Source organism: Stutzerimonas tarimensis (assembly GCF_042648805.1).
Taxonomy (GTDB): Bacteria; Pseudomonadota; Gammaproteobacteria; order Pseudomonadales; family Pseudomonadaceae; genus Azomonas; species Azomonas tarimensis.
Genome location: NZ_JBHRXZ010000022.1, coordinates 975,362 through 990,467, shown reverse-complemented (window position 1 = coordinate 990,467; position 15,106 = coordinate 975,362). Strand labels below are relative to the sequence as shown.

15 protein-coding genes are annotated in these 15,106 nt (G+C 65.5%); all 15 read right to left on the bottom strand.

What is annotated here, in order from left to right:
• Positions 1 to 12: 12 nt before the first annotated feature.
• A complete protein-coding gene (locus ACFOMF_RS13695) occupies positions 13 to 951 on the bottom strand; it encodes a DMT family transporter (RefSeq protein WP_386365742.1) in 939 nt (312 codons plus the stop codon).
• Positions 948 to 1,910, bottom strand: a complete 963-nt coding sequence (locus ACFOMF_RS13690; RefSeq protein ID WP_386365740.1) for an aldo/keto reductase — start codon at positions 1,908 to 1,910, stop codon at positions 948 to 950. The genes ACFOMF_RS13695 and ACFOMF_RS13690 overlap by 4 nt, the downstream gene beginning before the upstream one ends.
• Before the next feature lie 131 nt (positions 1,911 to 2,041).
• Entirely contained in the window at positions 2,042 to 2,992 is a 951-nt protein-coding gene (locus ACFOMF_RS13685; RefSeq protein ID WP_386365849.1) for a PDR/VanB family oxidoreductase, read from the bottom strand.
• Positions 2,993 to 3,029: 37 nt separating this feature from the next.
• The gene (locus ACFOMF_RS13680) at positions 3,030 to 4,676 is read right to left on the bottom strand and encodes an AMP-binding protein (RefSeq protein WP_386365738.1); all 1,647 of its coding nucleotides are present in this window, start codon (positions 4,674 to 4,676) and stop codon (positions 3,030 to 3,032) included.
• A gap of 8 nt (positions 4,677 to 4,684) precedes the next feature.
• A complete protein-coding gene (locus tag ACFOMF_RS13675) occupies positions 4,685 to 5,776 on the bottom strand; it encodes an acyl-CoA dehydrogenase family protein (RefSeq protein WP_386365736.1) in 1,092 nt (363 codons plus the stop codon).
• Complete coding sequence (locus tag ACFOMF_RS13670; protein ID WP_386365734.1) at positions 5,773 to 6,966, bottom strand: acyl-CoA dehydrogenase family protein; 1,194 nt, start codon at positions 6,964 to 6,966, stop codon at positions 5,773 to 5,775. Before ACFOMF_RS13670 ends, ACFOMF_RS13675 begins: the two co-directional genes overlap by 4 nt.
• Positions 6,967 to 7,034: 68 nt before the next feature.
• A complete protein-coding gene (locus ACFOMF_RS13665; protein WP_386365732.1) occupies positions 7,035 to 8,429 on the bottom strand; it encodes an aromatic ring-hydroxylating oxygenase subunit alpha in 1,395 nt (464 codons plus the stop codon).
• 50 nt (positions 8,430 to 8,479) lie between these two features.
• Entirely contained in the window at positions 8,480 to 9,628 is a 1,149-nt protein-coding gene (locus ACFOMF_RS13660) for a thiolase family protein (protein WP_386365730.1), read from the bottom strand.
• Positions 9,628 to 10,074 (bottom strand): Zn-ribbon domain-containing OB-fold protein, encoded by a 447-nt coding sequence (locus ACFOMF_RS13655; RefSeq protein WP_386365728.1) that lies wholly within the window; start codon positions 10,072 to 10,074, stop codon positions 9,628 to 9,630. Before ACFOMF_RS13655 ends, ACFOMF_RS13660 begins: the two co-directional genes overlap by 1 nt.
• Positions 10,075 to 10,175: 101 nt before the next feature.
• Positions 10,176 to 10,793 carry a TetR/AcrR family transcriptional regulator gene (locus ACFOMF_RS13650; protein ID WP_386365725.1) on the bottom strand — a complete coding sequence of 206 codons (618 nt, stop codon included), beginning with the start codon at positions 10,791 to 10,793 and terminating at the stop codon, positions 10,176 to 10,178.
• Positions 10,794 to 11,008: 215 nt separating this feature from the next.
• Positions 11,009 to 11,803, bottom strand: coding sequence for an SDR family NAD(P)-dependent oxidoreductase (locus tag ACFOMF_RS13645; protein WP_386365723.1), 795 nt, complete (start codon positions 11,801 to 11,803; stop codon positions 11,009 to 11,011).
• Between the two features lie 19 nt (positions 11,804 to 11,822).
• Positions 11,823 to 12,578, bottom strand: coding sequence for a 2-oxo acid dehydrogenase subunit E2 (locus ACFOMF_RS13640; RefSeq protein ID WP_386365721.1), 756 nt, complete (start codon positions 12,576 to 12,578; stop codon positions 11,823 to 11,825).
• The gene (locus ACFOMF_RS13635) at positions 12,578 to 12,808 is read right to left on the bottom strand and encodes a biotin/lipoyl-containing protein (RefSeq protein ID WP_386365719.1); all 231 of its coding nucleotides are present in this window, start codon (positions 12,806 to 12,808) and stop codon (positions 12,578 to 12,580) included. Before ACFOMF_RS13635 ends, ACFOMF_RS13640 begins: the two co-directional genes overlap by 1 nt.
• Before the next feature lie 21 nt (positions 12,809 to 12,829).
• Positions 12,830 to 13,825, bottom strand: coding sequence for an alpha-ketoacid dehydrogenase subunit beta (locus tag ACFOMF_RS13630; protein WP_386365717.1), 996 nt, complete (start codon positions 13,823 to 13,825; stop codon positions 12,830 to 12,832).
• The gene (locus ACFOMF_RS13625) at positions 13,822 to 14,808 is read right to left on the bottom strand and encodes a thiamine pyrophosphate-dependent dehydrogenase E1 component subunit alpha (protein WP_386365714.1); all 987 of its coding nucleotides are present in this window, start codon (positions 14,806 to 14,808) and stop codon (positions 13,822 to 13,824) included. Before ACFOMF_RS13625 ends, ACFOMF_RS13630 begins: the two co-directional genes overlap by 4 nt.
• Between the last annotated feature and the right edge of the window lie 298 nt (positions 14,809 to 15,106).

The window sequence follows — 15,106 nt, the reverse complement described above, 5'->3', positions numbered from 1 at the left end:
TCGATCCGCAGGCTAGGAATGCGGACGGGCCAGCGGGGGCTTGGAAAGTCCACGCCCCCTCCCCTCCAACCGTCCGGCCCGACTCCCCCGCACATGCAACAGCAACCCACCACTGATCAGCGCGCCGCCGATCCAGGCCGTGGCGGGCAGGGCTTCGTCGTTGAATTGCCAGCCGACGAAGAGCGCAGCGATGGGAGTGATGACGAGGATCAGGGCGACGCGTTCGGAGGCCATGTGGCGGACGATGAAGTAGTAGAGGGCAAAGCCCAGCACCGACCCGAACACGCCGAGGTAGAGAATCGACAGCCCGCCGCGCCAGCTGTAGGTGGCTGGCCAGGTGCCGCCGCCGAGCCACCAGGCGAGCAGGAAGAGCGGCGTGGCCACCAGCAGCGCGCCGGTGGTGGTGGCCAGCGGTGGGCTGTCGTCAGCGATGTACTTCAGGCCCACCAGACTCGCGGCGTGGAGGAGCACGCCAAGCAGGAGCACGGTGATGCCGGGAAGCATTCCGGGCTCCAGCAGCAGCGCGCCGTCGCCGAAGATGACGCCGAGGCCAACCAGGCCGAGCAACATGCCCAGCAGGCGCGGCAGGTTGAGCAGCTTTTCGCCGAGCCAGAGGCTGGCCATGAGGCTGGTGACCAGCGGCGAGAGGCCGAAGATGACCGACATCAGCCCGGAGTCGATGCGCTGGGCTGCCCAGTAGACGCCGTACATGGCGAGAAACTGGCCGAGCCCGGCCACCGTGTAGGAGGCCAGCGCCCGACGGTGCCGCGGCAGGGGCACGCGCATCAGGCCGATGAGCAGCAGCGCGCAGCACATGCCGATGACCATGCGTGACATGGCGGCAAAGTCGAAGCTGGTGTCGAGGGTGCCCCACTGGATCGCCAACGGTGTGGTGGCCCAGATCAGGGTGACCCCGAGATAAGCGAACAGCAGACGGGTGGCGTGGCTCATTCGCGACCGTGCCGGCTGGTCTGGTCCAGCCGTTCGAAAGCGTCCAGTGGCAGCTTGAGCGACGCGGCGCGGATCAGGCTTTCCAGCTGCTCAAGGGTCGAGGCGCTGGCAACCGGCGCGGTCATGCCCGGGTAGGCGATGACCCAGGCCAGGGCGACCTCAGCCGGCTTGGCATCGAGTTCGGCGGCGACTTCCTCCAGCGCATCGAGAATGCGCATGCCGCGGGGCGTGAGGTATTTCGCCACGTCCTTGCCACGCGGGCTCTTGGACAGATCCGCCTCGCTGCGGTACTTACCGGTGAGAAAGCCGGAGGCGAGGCTGTAGTAGCTGACCACCCCAAGGCGCTCGTCGAGGCACAGCTGCTGCAGCTCGGGGCCGAAGCCGGCGCGGTCGTGGAGGTTGAATTCCGGCTGGTGCAGCGCGTAGCGCGGCAGGCCTTCCCGGTCCGAGACGTCCAGCGCCTCGCGGATCTGCCCGGCGTCGATGTTGGATGAGCCGATGGCGGCGATCTTGCCCTGCTCGATCAGCTTCTCGTAGGCGCGCAGGGTTTCTTCCACCGGTGTGGTGGGGTCCGGCCAGTGGCTGAGGTAGAGGTCGATGCGCTCGACCTGCAGCCGCTTGAGCGAGGCTTCCACGGCGCGGGTGATGTACTCGGCGGACAGATCCATCCTGCCGGTTTCGAGATTGACCCCGCCCTTGCTGATGATGACCGCTTGCTCACGATGATCGGGGCGGGCAGCCAGCCAATCGCCGATGATGGTTTCGGACTCCCCTCCTCGCTTGCCCTCGACCCAGGCGCAGTAGACGTCAGCGGTGTCGATGCAATTGAAGCCGGCCTCGAAGAAGCGGTCCAGCAGAACAAAGGCGCGCTCGCGGTCGAGGGTCCAGCCGAATACGTTGCCGCCGAACACCAGCGGAGCGATGGAAAAGCCGGAGGTGCCGAGGGGACGGTTTTGCATGGGAGACTCCATGAAGGAAAAGGTGGGCGTACCGCTCAAGCGCGGCCGGCAGGAAGCTTCTTGCAGATCGGTAGGGTGGGAAACGGCGAAGCCTTTCCCACCGAACTGCCCAGGTCAGCCTCTGGCCGACCTTAGATATCCAGCACCAGCTTGGGCGTCAGCGAGCGGGAGCAGCAGGGGGTGAACCAGTTTTCCTCGTTGCGCTCCTGGTCGGTGAGGACTTGGTCACGGTGATCCGGCTGGCCTTGCAGCACGCGGGTGATGCAGGCGCCACAGATGCCTTGCTCGCAGCTGGTGGTGATCTCCACGCCGTCTTCGGCGAGCACCGATACGATTGAGTCGTCCCTGCCGATGGTATAGACCTTGCCGGTACTCGCGACCTGCACCTCGAAGCTGCCGTCGTCGGAGGTATCCACCGCCTTGGCGGCGAAGTACTCGAAGTGGATGCGCTCCTTGCCCCAGCCCTTCTGCTCGGCCGTGGCGCTGACGAAATCGATGAAGCCCGCCGGGCCGCAGACGTAGAGGTGGGTGCCGGCCGGCTGGGCATCCAGCACCGTCGGCAGGTCGAGCTTCTGCGCCGGGTCGCCGTCGTCGAAGTGCTCATGGACATGCCCGGCGTAGCCCGACTGCGCGATGCGCTGGCGGAAGGCCATGCGCTCCGGTGAGCGGGAGCAGTAGTGCATCTCGAAGTCGCTGCCGATCTGCGCCAGGCGCTCGGCCATGCACAGGATAGGGGTGACGCCGATGCCACCGGCGAGCAGCAGCGAATGGGGGGCCTGGGTCAGGGCGAAGTGGTTGCGCGGCGGGCTGATGTGGATCACCTGCCCTTCCTGCAGCTCGTCGTGCACCGCCACCGAGCCGCCACGGGAGCCCGGATCGCGCAGCACGCCGATCAGGTAGCGGTGCTTTTCGGTGGGGTCGTTGCACAGGGAATACTGGCGCACCAGCCCGGGCCTGATCTCCACGTCGATGTGGGAGCCGGCGCTGAACGCCGGAAGATGCTCACCCTCCACCGGGGCCAGCTCCAGGGTGACGATATCCAGCGCCTCCTGTGCCTTCCTGGCAATGCGGACTTGCAGCAGGGTCTGTTCCATGGTCGGTACTCCGATTCGGTGTCGCTTATTGTTGTTGTGCGGCCAGGCGCTCGCGGATATCGGCGCGCAGGCGATCCTTGCGGATCTTGCCCGAGGCGGTGCGGGGGAAATCCTCCACCACCACCAGACGCTCGGGGTATTTCTGTTTGGCCACGCCCGCGTGACAGACCTGTTCCAGCAGGCCCTGCAGCGTCAGCGCCTGGCCAGGCTTGAGGATGACATAGGCGCAGAGGGTTTCGCCAAGGCGTTCGTGGGGCATGGCGACCACGGCGGCTTCGTCGATGGCGGGGTGCTGATGCAGGATGTCTTCGACCTCCTTGGCACTGACCTTCTCGCCCCCGCGATTGATCAGGTCCTTCTTGCGCCCGGTGATGACCATGGCGTTGTCCGCGGTGATACGGCCCAGGTCGCCGGTGGCGAAGAAGCCTTGGGCGTCGAAGCTCTCGGCGGTCTGCTGCGGGTCGGCATACCCGAGGAACATGGCCGCGCCGCGCACGCAGATCTCGCCTTCCTGTCCCTGGGCCACGTCCCGGCCCTCGTCGTCCAGCAGGCGGACCTGGTAGTCGAGGATCTCACCATCGGTGGTGGCGGCCTGTTCCAGTTTGGTTTCACCGACGAACCCCAGGGTCACCAGTGGCGCCTCGCTGGAGCCGAACACCCGGAACGCGCGGCAGTTATCGAGTACTTCGCGAGTCTTGTAGATGAGCGCGGGCGGTACTTCGGCACCGCCACAGGCGAAACGCCTGAGGCTCGGCAGGCGCTTGCCCTGCTGCTCGGCCTGGCTCAGCAACTCGTGCAGGAAGGGTGTGGCGCCGAGGCTGATGGTCACCCCCTCGCGCTCGATCAGACCCAGCGCCTCGGTGGCATTCCAGCGGTCCATGAAAACAGTGCGGGCGTCCAGGTAGAACGGCAGCTCCAGGGCGCTGAGCCCGGTCACGTGGGTGACCGGCGAGGCCATCAGCAGCACCCGTTCAGCGTCTTCGGCGCCTCGGAACCAGTGCTCGAAGGCGCGCTTGAGCCGGGTCGGGCCGGTGTTGTGGGAATGCAACACCGCCTTCGGCCGGCCGGTGGTGCCGGAGGTGTAGAGGATCAGCCGGACCGCGTGGGCGTCCACCTCGGGCGCGGCCTCCAGCGCCTGGGCTTCGCCCAGCATCTGCTCGAAGCCGTTGCGCCCGCCGGCGGCACTGCGCACCGGACAGCGCAACTGCAGGGCCGGCAGTTCGGAAGCCAGGCGCTCGACCATGGTAGCGAAATCGAAGCCGCGGTATTCACCGGGATGGAAGAATGCCTTGGCCTTGCAGTCGGCCAGCATGTAGGCCACCTCGGCGTCGCGGTAGATCGGCACGATGGGCGCGATCACCAGCCCCAACAGGCTGGCGGCGAGGTCGATCACCGCCGCCTCGCGCCAGTTCGGCAGCTGGAAGGCGATCACATCGCCCTGCACCAGCCCGCGCCGCTGCAGCGCGCCGGCCAGCAGCCGGGCGTCGTCCAGCAGCGGGCCGATGCGGCAGGGTTCGCCGTCGAAGCTGTGGGTGATGCGCTGTGGGTCCTGGGTGGCCAGCGCTCCGGCCAGTTGCGCCACGGTGCGCCCCATCCATTCGCTGCTGCCGGCATAGCGGGCGCTGCTCTGCTCGTCCAGACGCACCTGATAGCCACTGATGTCCTTGCGCATGAGCCCTCCTAATCGGCCAGAGAATGTTCGACAAAGCGCGAGAACTGCGCGTCGTGGTCGCCGTGCAGCACGGCGTTGACCATCAGCCGGCGGAAGTAGTGGCTGACGTCCAGTTCCTCGGTCACCCCCACCCCGCCGTGCAGCTGGATCGCCTCGTTGCCCACCTTGCGCGCCGCGCGCACCACGTAGGCGCGACCGCCGCTGATGATCCGCCCGCGCTCATCGCTCGGCAGGGTCATGGCCTGCTGCATGGCCCGGGTCAGCGCACGGATCTCCGCCACCAGGAGGTACACATCCGCCATGCGATGCTGCAACGCCTGGTTGGCCGCCAGGGGCTTGCCGAACTGTTGGCGCACCTTCAGGTACTCGTTGGTCACCCGCAACAGGCTGCTCGCCACGCCCAGCGCTTCGGCGCAGAGCGCCACGGCGGCTTCGTCGCGCACCTGGCCCAGGGTCTCGGCGGCGCTCGGCGCGTCGTCTTCAGGCTGCAGCAGGGTCACGGCGGCGCCTTCGAACGACAACGACGCGGCACCACGGGCATCCACCAGCCGGAACGCCTTGCACGTCACCCCGGCGGCATCGGCCCGGACCAGGCAGAACACCACCTGGCGGCGCTCGTCCAGCGCCGGGACGATGAACAGGTCGGCGCTGTCGCCGTTGAGCACCAGCGGGATCTCGCCAACCAGGGTTTCCCCGGCATAGCGACAGGCCGGCGCGTCCAGCCCGCAATCGGCGAATGCCACCTGCAACCGCCCCTCGGCCATCGCCGACAGCAGCTCGGCCTGCTGCCCCTCCGACCCTTGGCGCAGCAACACGCCGGGAGCGAGCACCGCCGAGCCAAGCAACGGCTCCATCAACAGGCGGGCGCCGACCACTTCCATCACTGCGCCCACGGCCACGGCGTCGCCTTCGAGGCCGCCCAGGTCTTCCGGCAGACGCAGCGACAGCCAACCCTGCTCGGCATAGGTCGCCCAGATCGCCGGATCGAAGCCTGCCGGCCCGTCGAGGCGTCTGGCGCGCTGCAGGAAGTTATAATGGTCGGCGGTGTAGCGTTCCAGGCTGTCGCGCAGCATGGAGATGGTTTCGAGATCGGTAGTCATAGGCCGAGCACCATCTTGGCAATGATATTGCGCTGGATTTCCGACGAGCCTCCGAAGATGGTCGCCGCCCGGTTGTAGAAGTGTTCCTTTAGGATGCCTCCGGCGTCATCCGGCCCCAGTGGCGGCATGCCTGCCTGATGCAGCGCCTCGACGTCGAAGGCGATGCCGGCCGGGCCCAGCGCTTCCACCAGCGCCTCGGAGACCTCCTGGTACAGTTCAGTGCCACGGATCTTGATGATCGAGGCCTCGCCGCCGTTGTCGGTGCCTTCCACCATGGCCTCCACCGCCTGGTAGGCGACCTCCTGCAGAGCGATGAAGCGCAGCTCGAAGCCGGCGATGCGCTGGCGCATCAAGGGCTCATCCAGCAGGCGACTGCCATCGGCGCGCGGCTCGCGGGCCAGCTTCTTCAGCCGGTCCAGCACATGCCAGGCCTGACCGACGATGGCCCCCGCGGTACGCTCGTTCTTCAACAGGAACTTGGCGTAGTTCCAACCTTTGCCTTCCTCGCCCACCAGGTTTTCCACCGGCACCCGGACGTTGTCCAGCCACACCTCGTTGACGTGGTGGTAGCCGTCCATGGTGTGGATCGGGTTGACAGTGATGCCCGGGCTTTTCATGTCGATGAGCAGAAAGGAAATGCCGCTTTGCGGCTTGCCGTCGTTGCTCGTGCGTACGAGACAGAACAGCCAGTCGGCCCACTGGGCGTAGGTGGTCCAGATCTTCTGTCCGGTCACCACGTAGTGGTCGCCGTCACGCACCGCCTGGGTCTTCAGCCCGGCGAGATCGGAACCGGCGTTGGGCTCGGAGTACCCTTGGGCCCAGAATTCCTCGGTGGACAGGATGCCGGGCAAAAAGCGCTTCTTCTGTTTCTCGCTGCCAAAGCTGTAGATCACCGGCCCTACGTATTTCACCCCGAAGGGAATGATCCAGGGGCAGCCCTGGCGAGCCAGTTCGTCCTCGAAGACGAAGCGTTCGAGAGACGACCATTGCTGCCCGCCGTGCTCCTCTGGCCAGTGGCCTGCCACCCAGCCCTTCTGCTGCAGCAACTGCATCCACTGCACATAGTCGGCCTTGTCCAGCACCTGGTGGCGGTGGGCCTTGTCCAGCAGTGCCGCGGGCATTTCCTCGCTGCAGAAGCGCTTGACCGCGTCCTGCAAGCGCAAGGCCTTCTCACGAATGCTCTTGTTCATGGCATGTCTCTTCTTGTCGGGAAATCGGGCCGGCGCGCCGGCCCCTGGCGGAGGCATTGCCGGTCGCGCTACTTATCCAGGCCGAGGTACTTGTCCAGGGTCTGGTGATGGTGGCGGATGCGGCTTTCCTGATAGTGGGCCAGGGTCACGGCGCCCTTCTTCGAGGTCTTCAGCCCCTTGGTCATGGCGTCGAGGTTGCCCATGTCCTGATCGAACACCGGCCCCAGCGCGCCCAGTTCGGGCGCTTCGGAAAAGTCCTTGTCGTCGGGCAGGCGGGTCAGCCTGGCGCCGGCCGGGCGCGGCGAGCCCTCGGGATAGCGGCCCAGCAGCCAGACGTCGAACAGGCAGGACTCGTGGTTGTCGCCGTCGGGGATCGCCCGGTAGACGATATTGCCGAAGTAACCGGCCCAGACCTGGGTGTTGGGAAAGATCGAGTAGAGGATCGCGTCCTCCAGCTCCGCCAGGGTCACGTGGGACAGGTCCACCCCGGCGGCTTCGGAGAACACCTTGCGATTCAGCTCGCCGATGTACTCGCGGGTGGTCATGCCCTCCGGCAGCACATGCTTGCTGGCATCGGATTCGGCCATGCGTCCGGAACCCTCGAGGATGTCGTGGAGGATCAGGGCTTCTTCCACGTCCTTGAGGTTGGAACTGGTCACCGCCATCGGGGTGACGCTGCGGCTGATGTTTTCGCCGAACATGTCGTACTGGCTGTCGATGCAGCCGGTGAAGGTCATGATCTGCGGGTGTGTGGCGCGGGTGTGCATGGACTCCATGAAGGCTTCCTGGGCCACCTTCCAGTTGCAGCTCATGCGCCGCTGGACGTGGGCGATGCTTACCGAGCGCTCGAAGTTGTAGTCTTTGAAGTGCTCCGGGAGCACGTCCAGGTGTTCCTGCAGCGAGTGGCTGTCCAGATCCATATTGATGAACACGAAGCCTCCCCAGGTATCGACTTTCACCTGTGGCAACTTCTGCTCGCAGGGGTCCAGGTGCTTGAAGTCCCAGGTGGTGGGCAGGCTTTTCAGCTCGCCCTGCAGATCCCAGGTGAAGCCGTGATAGGGGCAGCGCAGCTGGTTGACCGCCCCGCTGCTCATGCGCAAGGCGCGGCCACGGTGCAGACAGGAGTTGTAAAAGCCGCGGATCAGGTTGTCCTGCCCGCGCATGATGATGATCGAGGTGTCGACGATGTCGTAGACCACATGGTCGCCAGGCTTGAGCACGTCTTCCTCACGGCAGACCATCTGCCATGCCTTCGGCCACAGCTTCTCGGCCTCAATCCGGTGGAACCAGCGGGCGCTGTAGCGCTCGGTGGACAGGTCCTCATCGGTAGAGCCCGGGTTGTTGGGTTTGAGGTGCTCCGGCACCGGGACCCTTTCCTGCTTCAGCAGCGTCTGGAACAGGTTCGGATCGCCCACCTCTTCCGGGGGCAGGACGGTGAATTTCAGCTGGTTCGGATTGTTCATTGCGGAGCCCTCATTGTTCTTGTTGAGCTGTGCAGTGGCTGAAGTGCCGGCTAGCGCGCTTCGAGGATGGTCACGGCACTTACGCCCGGTGCGCCGTAGACGTGGGTGTAGCCGAGCCTGGGCGTGCCGGGCACCTGACGGGCCCCGGCCTGCTGGCGCAGCTGGAAACAGATTTCGATGACCTGGCGCAGTCCGGAGGCGCCCACCGGCTCGCCATTGGCGAGGCATCCACCGTCGGTGTTCACCGGCAGGCGACCGCCGATGTCGGTGGCCCCCTCACGCAGCAGGCGGGCCTGCTCGCCGTGCTCGCAGAAGCCGTTCTCGGCCAGGTGGATGATTTCCGAGCCGCTGTCGGTGTCCTGCAGTTGGATCACGTCGATGTCCTCGGGGCCGACCCCGGCCATCTCGTAGGCGGCTTTCGAGGCGGTTACCGTGGGCGCGGGGGCTTGCTTCGCGGCCAACCCCGGGCTGAACACCTCGAAGGAGCCGTGGTGGCGGGTGCGCATCGCCGCGGCGCGGACGATCACCGGGCGGTCGGTGTACCTTCGGGCTTCGCTGGCCCGGCACAGCACCAGTGCGGCCCCGCCTTCCGCCGGATTGCAGAACATGTACTTGCGCAGCGGCAGGTTCACCGGCATGGATTCGGCGATCTCCTCGAAGGAGAGTTCGCGGCGGCGCCAGGCATGCGGGGTGAGCGCGCCGTTGCGGAAGGCGCGCTGGGCGACGTGCACCAGAGCCTCCTCGGGAATGCCGTGTTCGTGCAGGTAGCGTTGGGTCTTCAGAGCGAAGAACTGGGTGGTGAGCATCAGCCCGGTCTCGCCGTACCAGTCCTCCAGGCCCCAGTCGGCCGGCTTGGGATTGAAGGCGCCGCGCGGATGCTTGTCGAAGCCCACCGCCACGCCGATGTCCGCCACGCCGGCCTGCAGCGAGGCCACCACACTGGCCAGCGCACTGCCGCCGGTGGCGCAGCCGTTGGCCACATTGACGAAGGGAATGCCGGTCAGCCCCAAGTGATTGGACAGCGCATCGGCGTTGCCGCCGTCCTGGCTGCCGCCGTAGGCCACGCCGACCTGCTCCCAGCCCACCCCGGCGTCCTTCAGCGCCGCCCGCAGCGCCGCGGCGCCCTGGGCCTGGCCGGACATGCCGTCGTTGCGGCCGAACGGCTGCAGGCCGATGCCGATGATCGCGATCTCTTCCATCACAGCTCTCCTGCCGGGCCGAAGGCGTAGGTGTAGAGCGGCGTGCCGTCGGCCCGCTGCCCATAGCGCACCAGCTCGAGCTTCATCGGCATGCCGATCCTGAGCCCGGCCGGATCGGCACTGGTCAGGCGGCTTTCCACCTTTACCCCACAGGGCATCTCCACGTAGCCGACGCCGTAGGGACTGAAGTCGGCTTCCGTCTCGCCGCTGTTGAAGGGACTCTTGGGCATGAAGGCCTGCACGGTCCAGGACCAGAGGTTGCCTTCGGCACCCAGGTGCAGGGGTTCCATCTCGCCGTTGCAGCAGGCGGTGCAGCTGTCGACCGGCGGAAAATATACCTCGCCGCAGCGGCCGCAGCGGCTGCCGCGCAAGACGAGGCCATCAGCGTCCTGGCTGAGCAGGTGGGCCACCGAGAGGTCGGCGGGAATCTGATCGAGTGGATTCATCATGCAGCCCTGTTTGAAACCATCTTGTTTGTTTTTATATAAGGTAGACGAAAACAGCGCAACTGCTTTCGCCCTTTCGCCCTTTCGCCCTTTCGCCTGGATCAGGTGTCGAGTGCGGCGACCTGCTCCGGGTAGGCTTCGCGGAATTCGGTCATGGCGGTCTTTGCCAATACCTCGTGCAGCCGCTCGAGACGGTCACCCTGCAGGTACGGCGAGGGATTCAGCGCCACGCCCTGAAGGGTATGCATCATCAGGTCGCGCAGGACCTCGCCGGTCTGACGCAGCTCCTTTTTCGCCCACACCGGGAAACGCGACACCATGCTGGCGCTGATCCGGTCGTCCAGCGACTGCTCCAGCGGCGCCATCACCTCGTTGAGCTGGGCATCGGTGCGCGCGCCGCGCAGCAGCTCCTGGAACGCCAGGAACGATGGCTTCATGTAGTAGCTCTGCAGAGCACGGATGGTGCTCAGCATCGCCTCGTAGGTCGGCGCGTTGCCAGACTGCACCGTGACCTCGGCGATCGCCGTGTCGTACTCGCTGACACGAATGTCGGTGATGTAGGTAGCGGCCGCGCTGAACACATCGTCGCGGGACTTGAAGTGGTGCGTCATCGCCCCGCGGGACACCCCTGCCTGACGGGCGATCTTCTCGGTGGTGGTCTGGGTGTAACCGATATCCACCAGACAGCGCATGGTTGCCTCAAGGATATGCATGCGCATCAGGTGGCTCTTCTCGGCCTGCCAACTGCCATTTTCGGACTTGCCACGGCGCGCAGGACGCCGCGGTCTTGTTTCGCTATCCGGCACTTCGAATGATCCATCCATACCTACGACCCGTGTTTAGTGTTAGACAGCGGGGACTTCAGGCGACTCGCAATTTTTGCCCAATAGCCTTGAAAATCCCAGCATTTCCGACGCCCGTGCCCCCTGACCGATCAAGACAGACGGATGGAGTGACCGGCATCGACCGTCACCACGGAACCTGTCATGTAGGACGACGCCTCGCTGGCCAGCAGCAGCAGCGGCCCGTCCAGCTCCTCGTGTCGCCCCAGCCGCTTAGGTGGCAGGTTGGCGATTTCCTTCTGGCCCGCGTCGGACTCGTAGAAGGGGTTGGTCATCTCGCTGGGGAAATAACCCGGCGCGATGGCGTTGACCCGGATGCCGTGATCGATCAGGTCCAGGGCCATGTACTGGGTCATGTTGATCAGGCCGCCCTTGGTGGTGCCGTAGTTGAGGAAGGCGGCCCTGGCCAGGTGCCCGAGGATGGAGGCGATGTTGATGATCGAACCCGGCTTGCCCGCCGCGATCAGCCGCTGGGCCACCGCCTGGGCGACATAGAAGGGTCCCGACAGGTTGGCGTCGAGCAGCGAGGTCCATTGCTCCTGGCTCATGCTCTGGAACGGCGCCGGGTTGGACAGGCCAGCATTGTTCACCAGCACGTCCACCACCCCGAACTCCTGCTCGATCTGCTCCAGTGCCCGGGCGATCGACTCACGATCGGTCACATCCATGTTGCAGGCGATGGCCTCGCCGCCCGTCGCCCGAATCTCGGCGGCAATGGCCTCGACCCGCTCCACCCGGCGTGCCACACAGGCCACCCGGGCGCCGCTGGCACCAAGCACCCGGGCGAAGTGCGCGCCCAGTCCGGTTCCGGCACCGGTGACCAGAACCACCCGGCCTTCGACGGAGAAGCGGTCCTGCGCGGTCGTATTATTGTTTTCGGCATTCATGGACGTGTCCCCCACAAAGTCACATCAAAGCGGCCGGGTCGGCCAACTGCTGGGCCAGGAAGCGGCAGAAGCGAGCCGCATCGGCGCCGTTGATCACGCGATGGTCGTAGCTGAGCGACAGCGGCAGGAAACGCCGGCTGACCACCTGTCCTTCCTCCAGTACCAGACGTTCGAACTCTCGTGTTATCCCGAGGATGGCCACCTCGGGAGCGTTGATGATGGGCGTGAAGGCGGTGCCGCCAATCGAGCCCAGCGAGCTGATGGTCATCGAGCCGCCGGACATCTCCCCCATCGGCAGGCCCTTGTCCCGGGCCCGTGCTGCCTTCTCCACCAGCTCATCGGCCAGTTCGGCCAGCGACTTCCGGTCGGCATCGCGGATCACCGGCACCAGCAGTCCCTGGGGGGTTTCGGTGGCGATGCCGATGTGGAAGTAGTGCTTGAGCACCAGCTGCTTTCCGCCCGGAGCCAGCGAGGCATTGAATTGCGGGAACTCCTTCAGCGCATTCACCAGCGCCTTGATCAGAAAGGGCAGCGGCGTCAATTTGCGACCAAGGTCCTCGGCCAGCGCCTTGCGCCGCGCATTCAGTGCGTCGATCGGTGCCTCGTCGTGATGGGTGACATGGGGGATCTGCGCCCAGTTGCGACCGAGGAAGGCCCCGGCATACAGCTGACTGCGCGACAGGTCCCGCATCTCAACCTCGCCGTACTGGGCAAAGTCGATCTGCGGCATGGGCGGCAGGTTCGCCGGCCATGCCTTGCCGGGCGTTTCTGCCATCAGCCGATCTCCCCGATCACGGTGCCCACTTCGTAGGTCTCGCCCGCCGGCTGGAGAATCCTCAGCACGCCGTCGGCCGGGGCTTCGATCTCCTGCACGGATTTCTCGCTTTCCACGCTGAACAGCAGCTCGCCCTTCCTGACCTCGCCGCCGTCATCCACCATCCACTCCACCAGAAGTGCTTCGTTCACCGAGAAACCCAGCTTCGGAAGAATGATTTCGGTCGCCATAGCCCTGTTTCCTTCTTGTTGTTATTTGAGTGCGGCCTTCACGGCTGCGGTGATGCGATCTTTGGTGGGGATGAACTCCTGCTCCAGCGCCTTGGAGAACGGCACCGGCGAGCGCGCCGCCCCTACTCGGCCGACCGGGGCCTTGAGTTCACTGAAGAGTTCGGTATGCAGGCGGGTGGCGATCTCGGCACCGACGCCAAAGTCCACCTGGGCCTCGTGGGCGATCACGGCGCGGCCGGTCTTGCGCACCGAGGCGGCGATGGTGTCCATGTCCAGCGGCGAAATGGTGCGCAGGTCGACCACCTCGACCGAGACGCCTTCCTTTTCCAGCGCCGTGGCCACCGCCATGACTTCCAACATGGTACGGCTGTAGGTGATGAGGGTTATGTCGCGGCCCTCCTTCACAACCTTCGCCTTGCCCAGCGGCACGCGCTCGCCAGACACCGGCGGCTCGCCCTGGGCGAAGTACAGCGGCAGGCTCTCGACGAAGATGCAGGGGTCGTCATCGAAGATGCACGACAGCATCAGGCCGTAAGCGTCCCCTGGGTTGGACGGCGCCACGACCTTGATCCCGGCGGTATGGGCGAACCAGGCCTCGAGGTAGTCGGCATGCTGGCCGCCAGTACCGAAGCCTGCGCCCGTGGCGGTACGGATCACCAGCGGTACGTGGGTCTGCCCGCCGGTCATGAAGCGCAGCTTGGCCGCGTGGTTGACCACTTGGTCCATGGCCACGGCAATGAAGTTCATCAGCATGATCTCGGCCACCGGGCGCAACCCGGCCAGCGCACCGCCTACGGCGGCGCCGATGATCGCCTGCTCGGAAATGGGTGTGGAACGGACCCGATCAGTGCCGAAGGCATCGGACAGGCCGGCGGTGCACTTGAATACCCCACCGCCTTGCGGGTCGGCGACATCCTCGCCGAGCACCACGACGGATTTGTCCATTGCCATCGCGTCATGCAGCGCCATGTTGATGGCCTGGGACATGTTCATGCGTTTTGCCTTTGCCTCGCTCATGCCCGAGCCTCCTCTGCGTAGACGTCCTTCGACAGTTCCGATACGTCCGGCCAGGGGCTGGACAGGCCAAACTCCACCGCGTCCTCGAACTCGTCGCGGTTGCGGGTTTCGATGGCGCTGATGTCAGCATCGGTGGCGTGGCCCTGGTCGATCAGCCAGGCGCGCAGTCGCGGCATGGGGTCAGCCTCCATGGCTGCGGCCATTTCGTCCTTGGCAATGTAGTGGGAGTCATCACCGAGCAGGTGGCCACGGAAGCGGAAGGTCCTGGCTTCCAGCAGGGTCGGGCCCTTGCCGGCACGGGCGCGTTCGATGGCCTCGTTGGCCGCCTGGTACATCTCCACCGCGTCGTTGCCGTTGCACTGGATGCCGTGCATGCCGTAGGCGATGGCGCGGTCGACGATGGCCTTGGCGCCGGTTCCGAATTCGTACTTGGTGTGTTCGGCGTAACCGTTGTTCTGGCAGACGAAGATCACCGGCAGATTCCACACCGAGGCGAGGTTCAATGCCTCGTGGAAGGCACCGATGTTGGTCGCTCCGTCACCGAAGTTGCACACCGTGACCTGCCCGGTCTTGTTCAGCTGGGCAGCCCAGGCCAGGCCATTGGCGATCGGCAGGCCCGAGCCCACCACCCCCGTGGTCACCGGCAGGCCGGAGGCCAGATGGGTGATGTGCATCGGCCCGCCCTTGCCCTTGCAGGTGCCGGTGGCTCGGCCCATGAACTCGGCCACGAATGGCCGCAGTGGAATGCCCTTGGCCAACTGGTCGTGGATGCCACGGTAGGTGGTGATGACGTAATCCGCGGCCTTCAGGTTGACCGAGAGGGCGGCCGGGATCAGTTCCTGGCCCCGCGTCGAGTAATAGGGCGAGGCGATCTGCCCGGCCTTGATCAGCTCGATGAAGCGGTCGTCCGCGGTCTTGATCAGGTGGGCCCTGCGGTAGATGTCCAGCAGGACCTCCCGATCCGGGGATTGGGTGTTTGTCATGGGTACCTCGCCAGTGAGCTTGGGGTTGTTGTTCTTCGCCAGCGGCTGCACGGTAATGTCCGGAAAAGCACAAAACCGACGGGATTGTTTTTAATCTATATCCGGGATGGCGTTAAAGCAAGCACTGCTGTCTGTTTTTTCCCTTCATGCCTACGGGCGGTGGATGCCTTGGCCGTTGGGTCAAACCCCGACCCGCTTTTGGTAGGAGCGAGCTTGCTCGCGAAGCGGCCTGTGAGGCTGCGCAAGGCTTCTGGTGCCGCGCCAACCCTTCGCGAGCGAGCTCGCTCCTACGGGGGCG

What these genes read in the sequence shown, in the direction of transcription:
- ACFOMF_RS13695 (WP_386365742.1), bottom strand. Translation starts at nt 951, where the DNA reads ATGAGCCACGCCACCCGTCTGCTGTTCGCTTATCTCGGGGTCACCCTG.
- ACFOMF_RS13690 (WP_386365740.1), bottom strand. Translation starts at nt 1,910, where the DNA reads ATGCAAAACCGTCCCCTCGGCACCTCCGGCTTTTCCATCGCTCCGCTG.
- ACFOMF_RS13680 (WP_386365738.1), bottom strand. Translation starts at nt 4,676, where the DNA reads ATGCGCAAGGACATCAGTGGCTATCAGGTGCGTCTGGACGAGCAGAGC.
- ACFOMF_RS13675 (WP_386365736.1), bottom strand. Translation starts at nt 5,776, where the DNA reads ATGACTACCGATCTCGAAACCATCTCCATGCTGCGCGACAGCCTGGAA.
- ACFOMF_RS13670 (WP_386365734.1), bottom strand. Translation starts at nt 6,966, where the DNA reads ATGAACAAGAGCATTCGTGAGAAGGCCTTGCGCTTGCAGGACGCGGTC.
- ACFOMF_RS13665 (WP_386365732.1), bottom strand. Translation starts at nt 8,429, where the DNA reads ATGAACAATCCGAACCAGCTGAAATTCACCGTCCTGCCCCCGGAAGAG.
- ACFOMF_RS13660 (WP_386365730.1), bottom strand. Translation starts at nt 9,628, where the DNA reads ATGGAAGAGATCGCGATCATCGGCATCGGCCTGCAGCCGTTCGGCCGC.
- ACFOMF_RS13655 (WP_386365728.1), bottom strand. Translation starts at nt 10,074, where the DNA reads ATGAATCCACTCGATCAGATTCCCGCCGACCTCTCGGTGGCCCACCTG.
- ACFOMF_RS13650 (WP_386365725.1), bottom strand. Translation starts at nt 10,793, where the DNA reads ATGCGCATGCATATCCTTGAGGCAACCATGCGCTGTCTGGTGGATATC.
- ACFOMF_RS13645 (WP_386365723.1), bottom strand. Translation starts at nt 11,803, where the DNA reads ATGAATGCCGAAAACAATAATACGACCGCGCAGGACCGCTTCTCCGTC.
- ACFOMF_RS13640 (WP_386365721.1), bottom strand. Translation starts at nt 12,578, where the DNA reads ATGGCAGAAACGCCCGGCAAGGCATGGCCGGCGAACCTGCCGCCCATG.
- ACFOMF_RS13635 (WP_386365719.1), bottom strand. Translation starts at nt 12,808, where the DNA reads ATGGCGACCGAAATCATTCTTCCGAAGCTGGGTTTCTCGGTGAACGAA.
- ACFOMF_RS13630 (WP_386365717.1), bottom strand. Translation starts at nt 13,825, where the DNA reads ATGAGCGAGGCAAAGGCAAAACGCATGAACATGTCCCAGGCCATCAAC.
- ACFOMF_RS13625 (WP_386365714.1), bottom strand. Translation starts at nt 14,808, where the DNA reads ATGACAAACACCCAATCCCCGGATCGGGAGGTCCTGCTGGACATCTAC.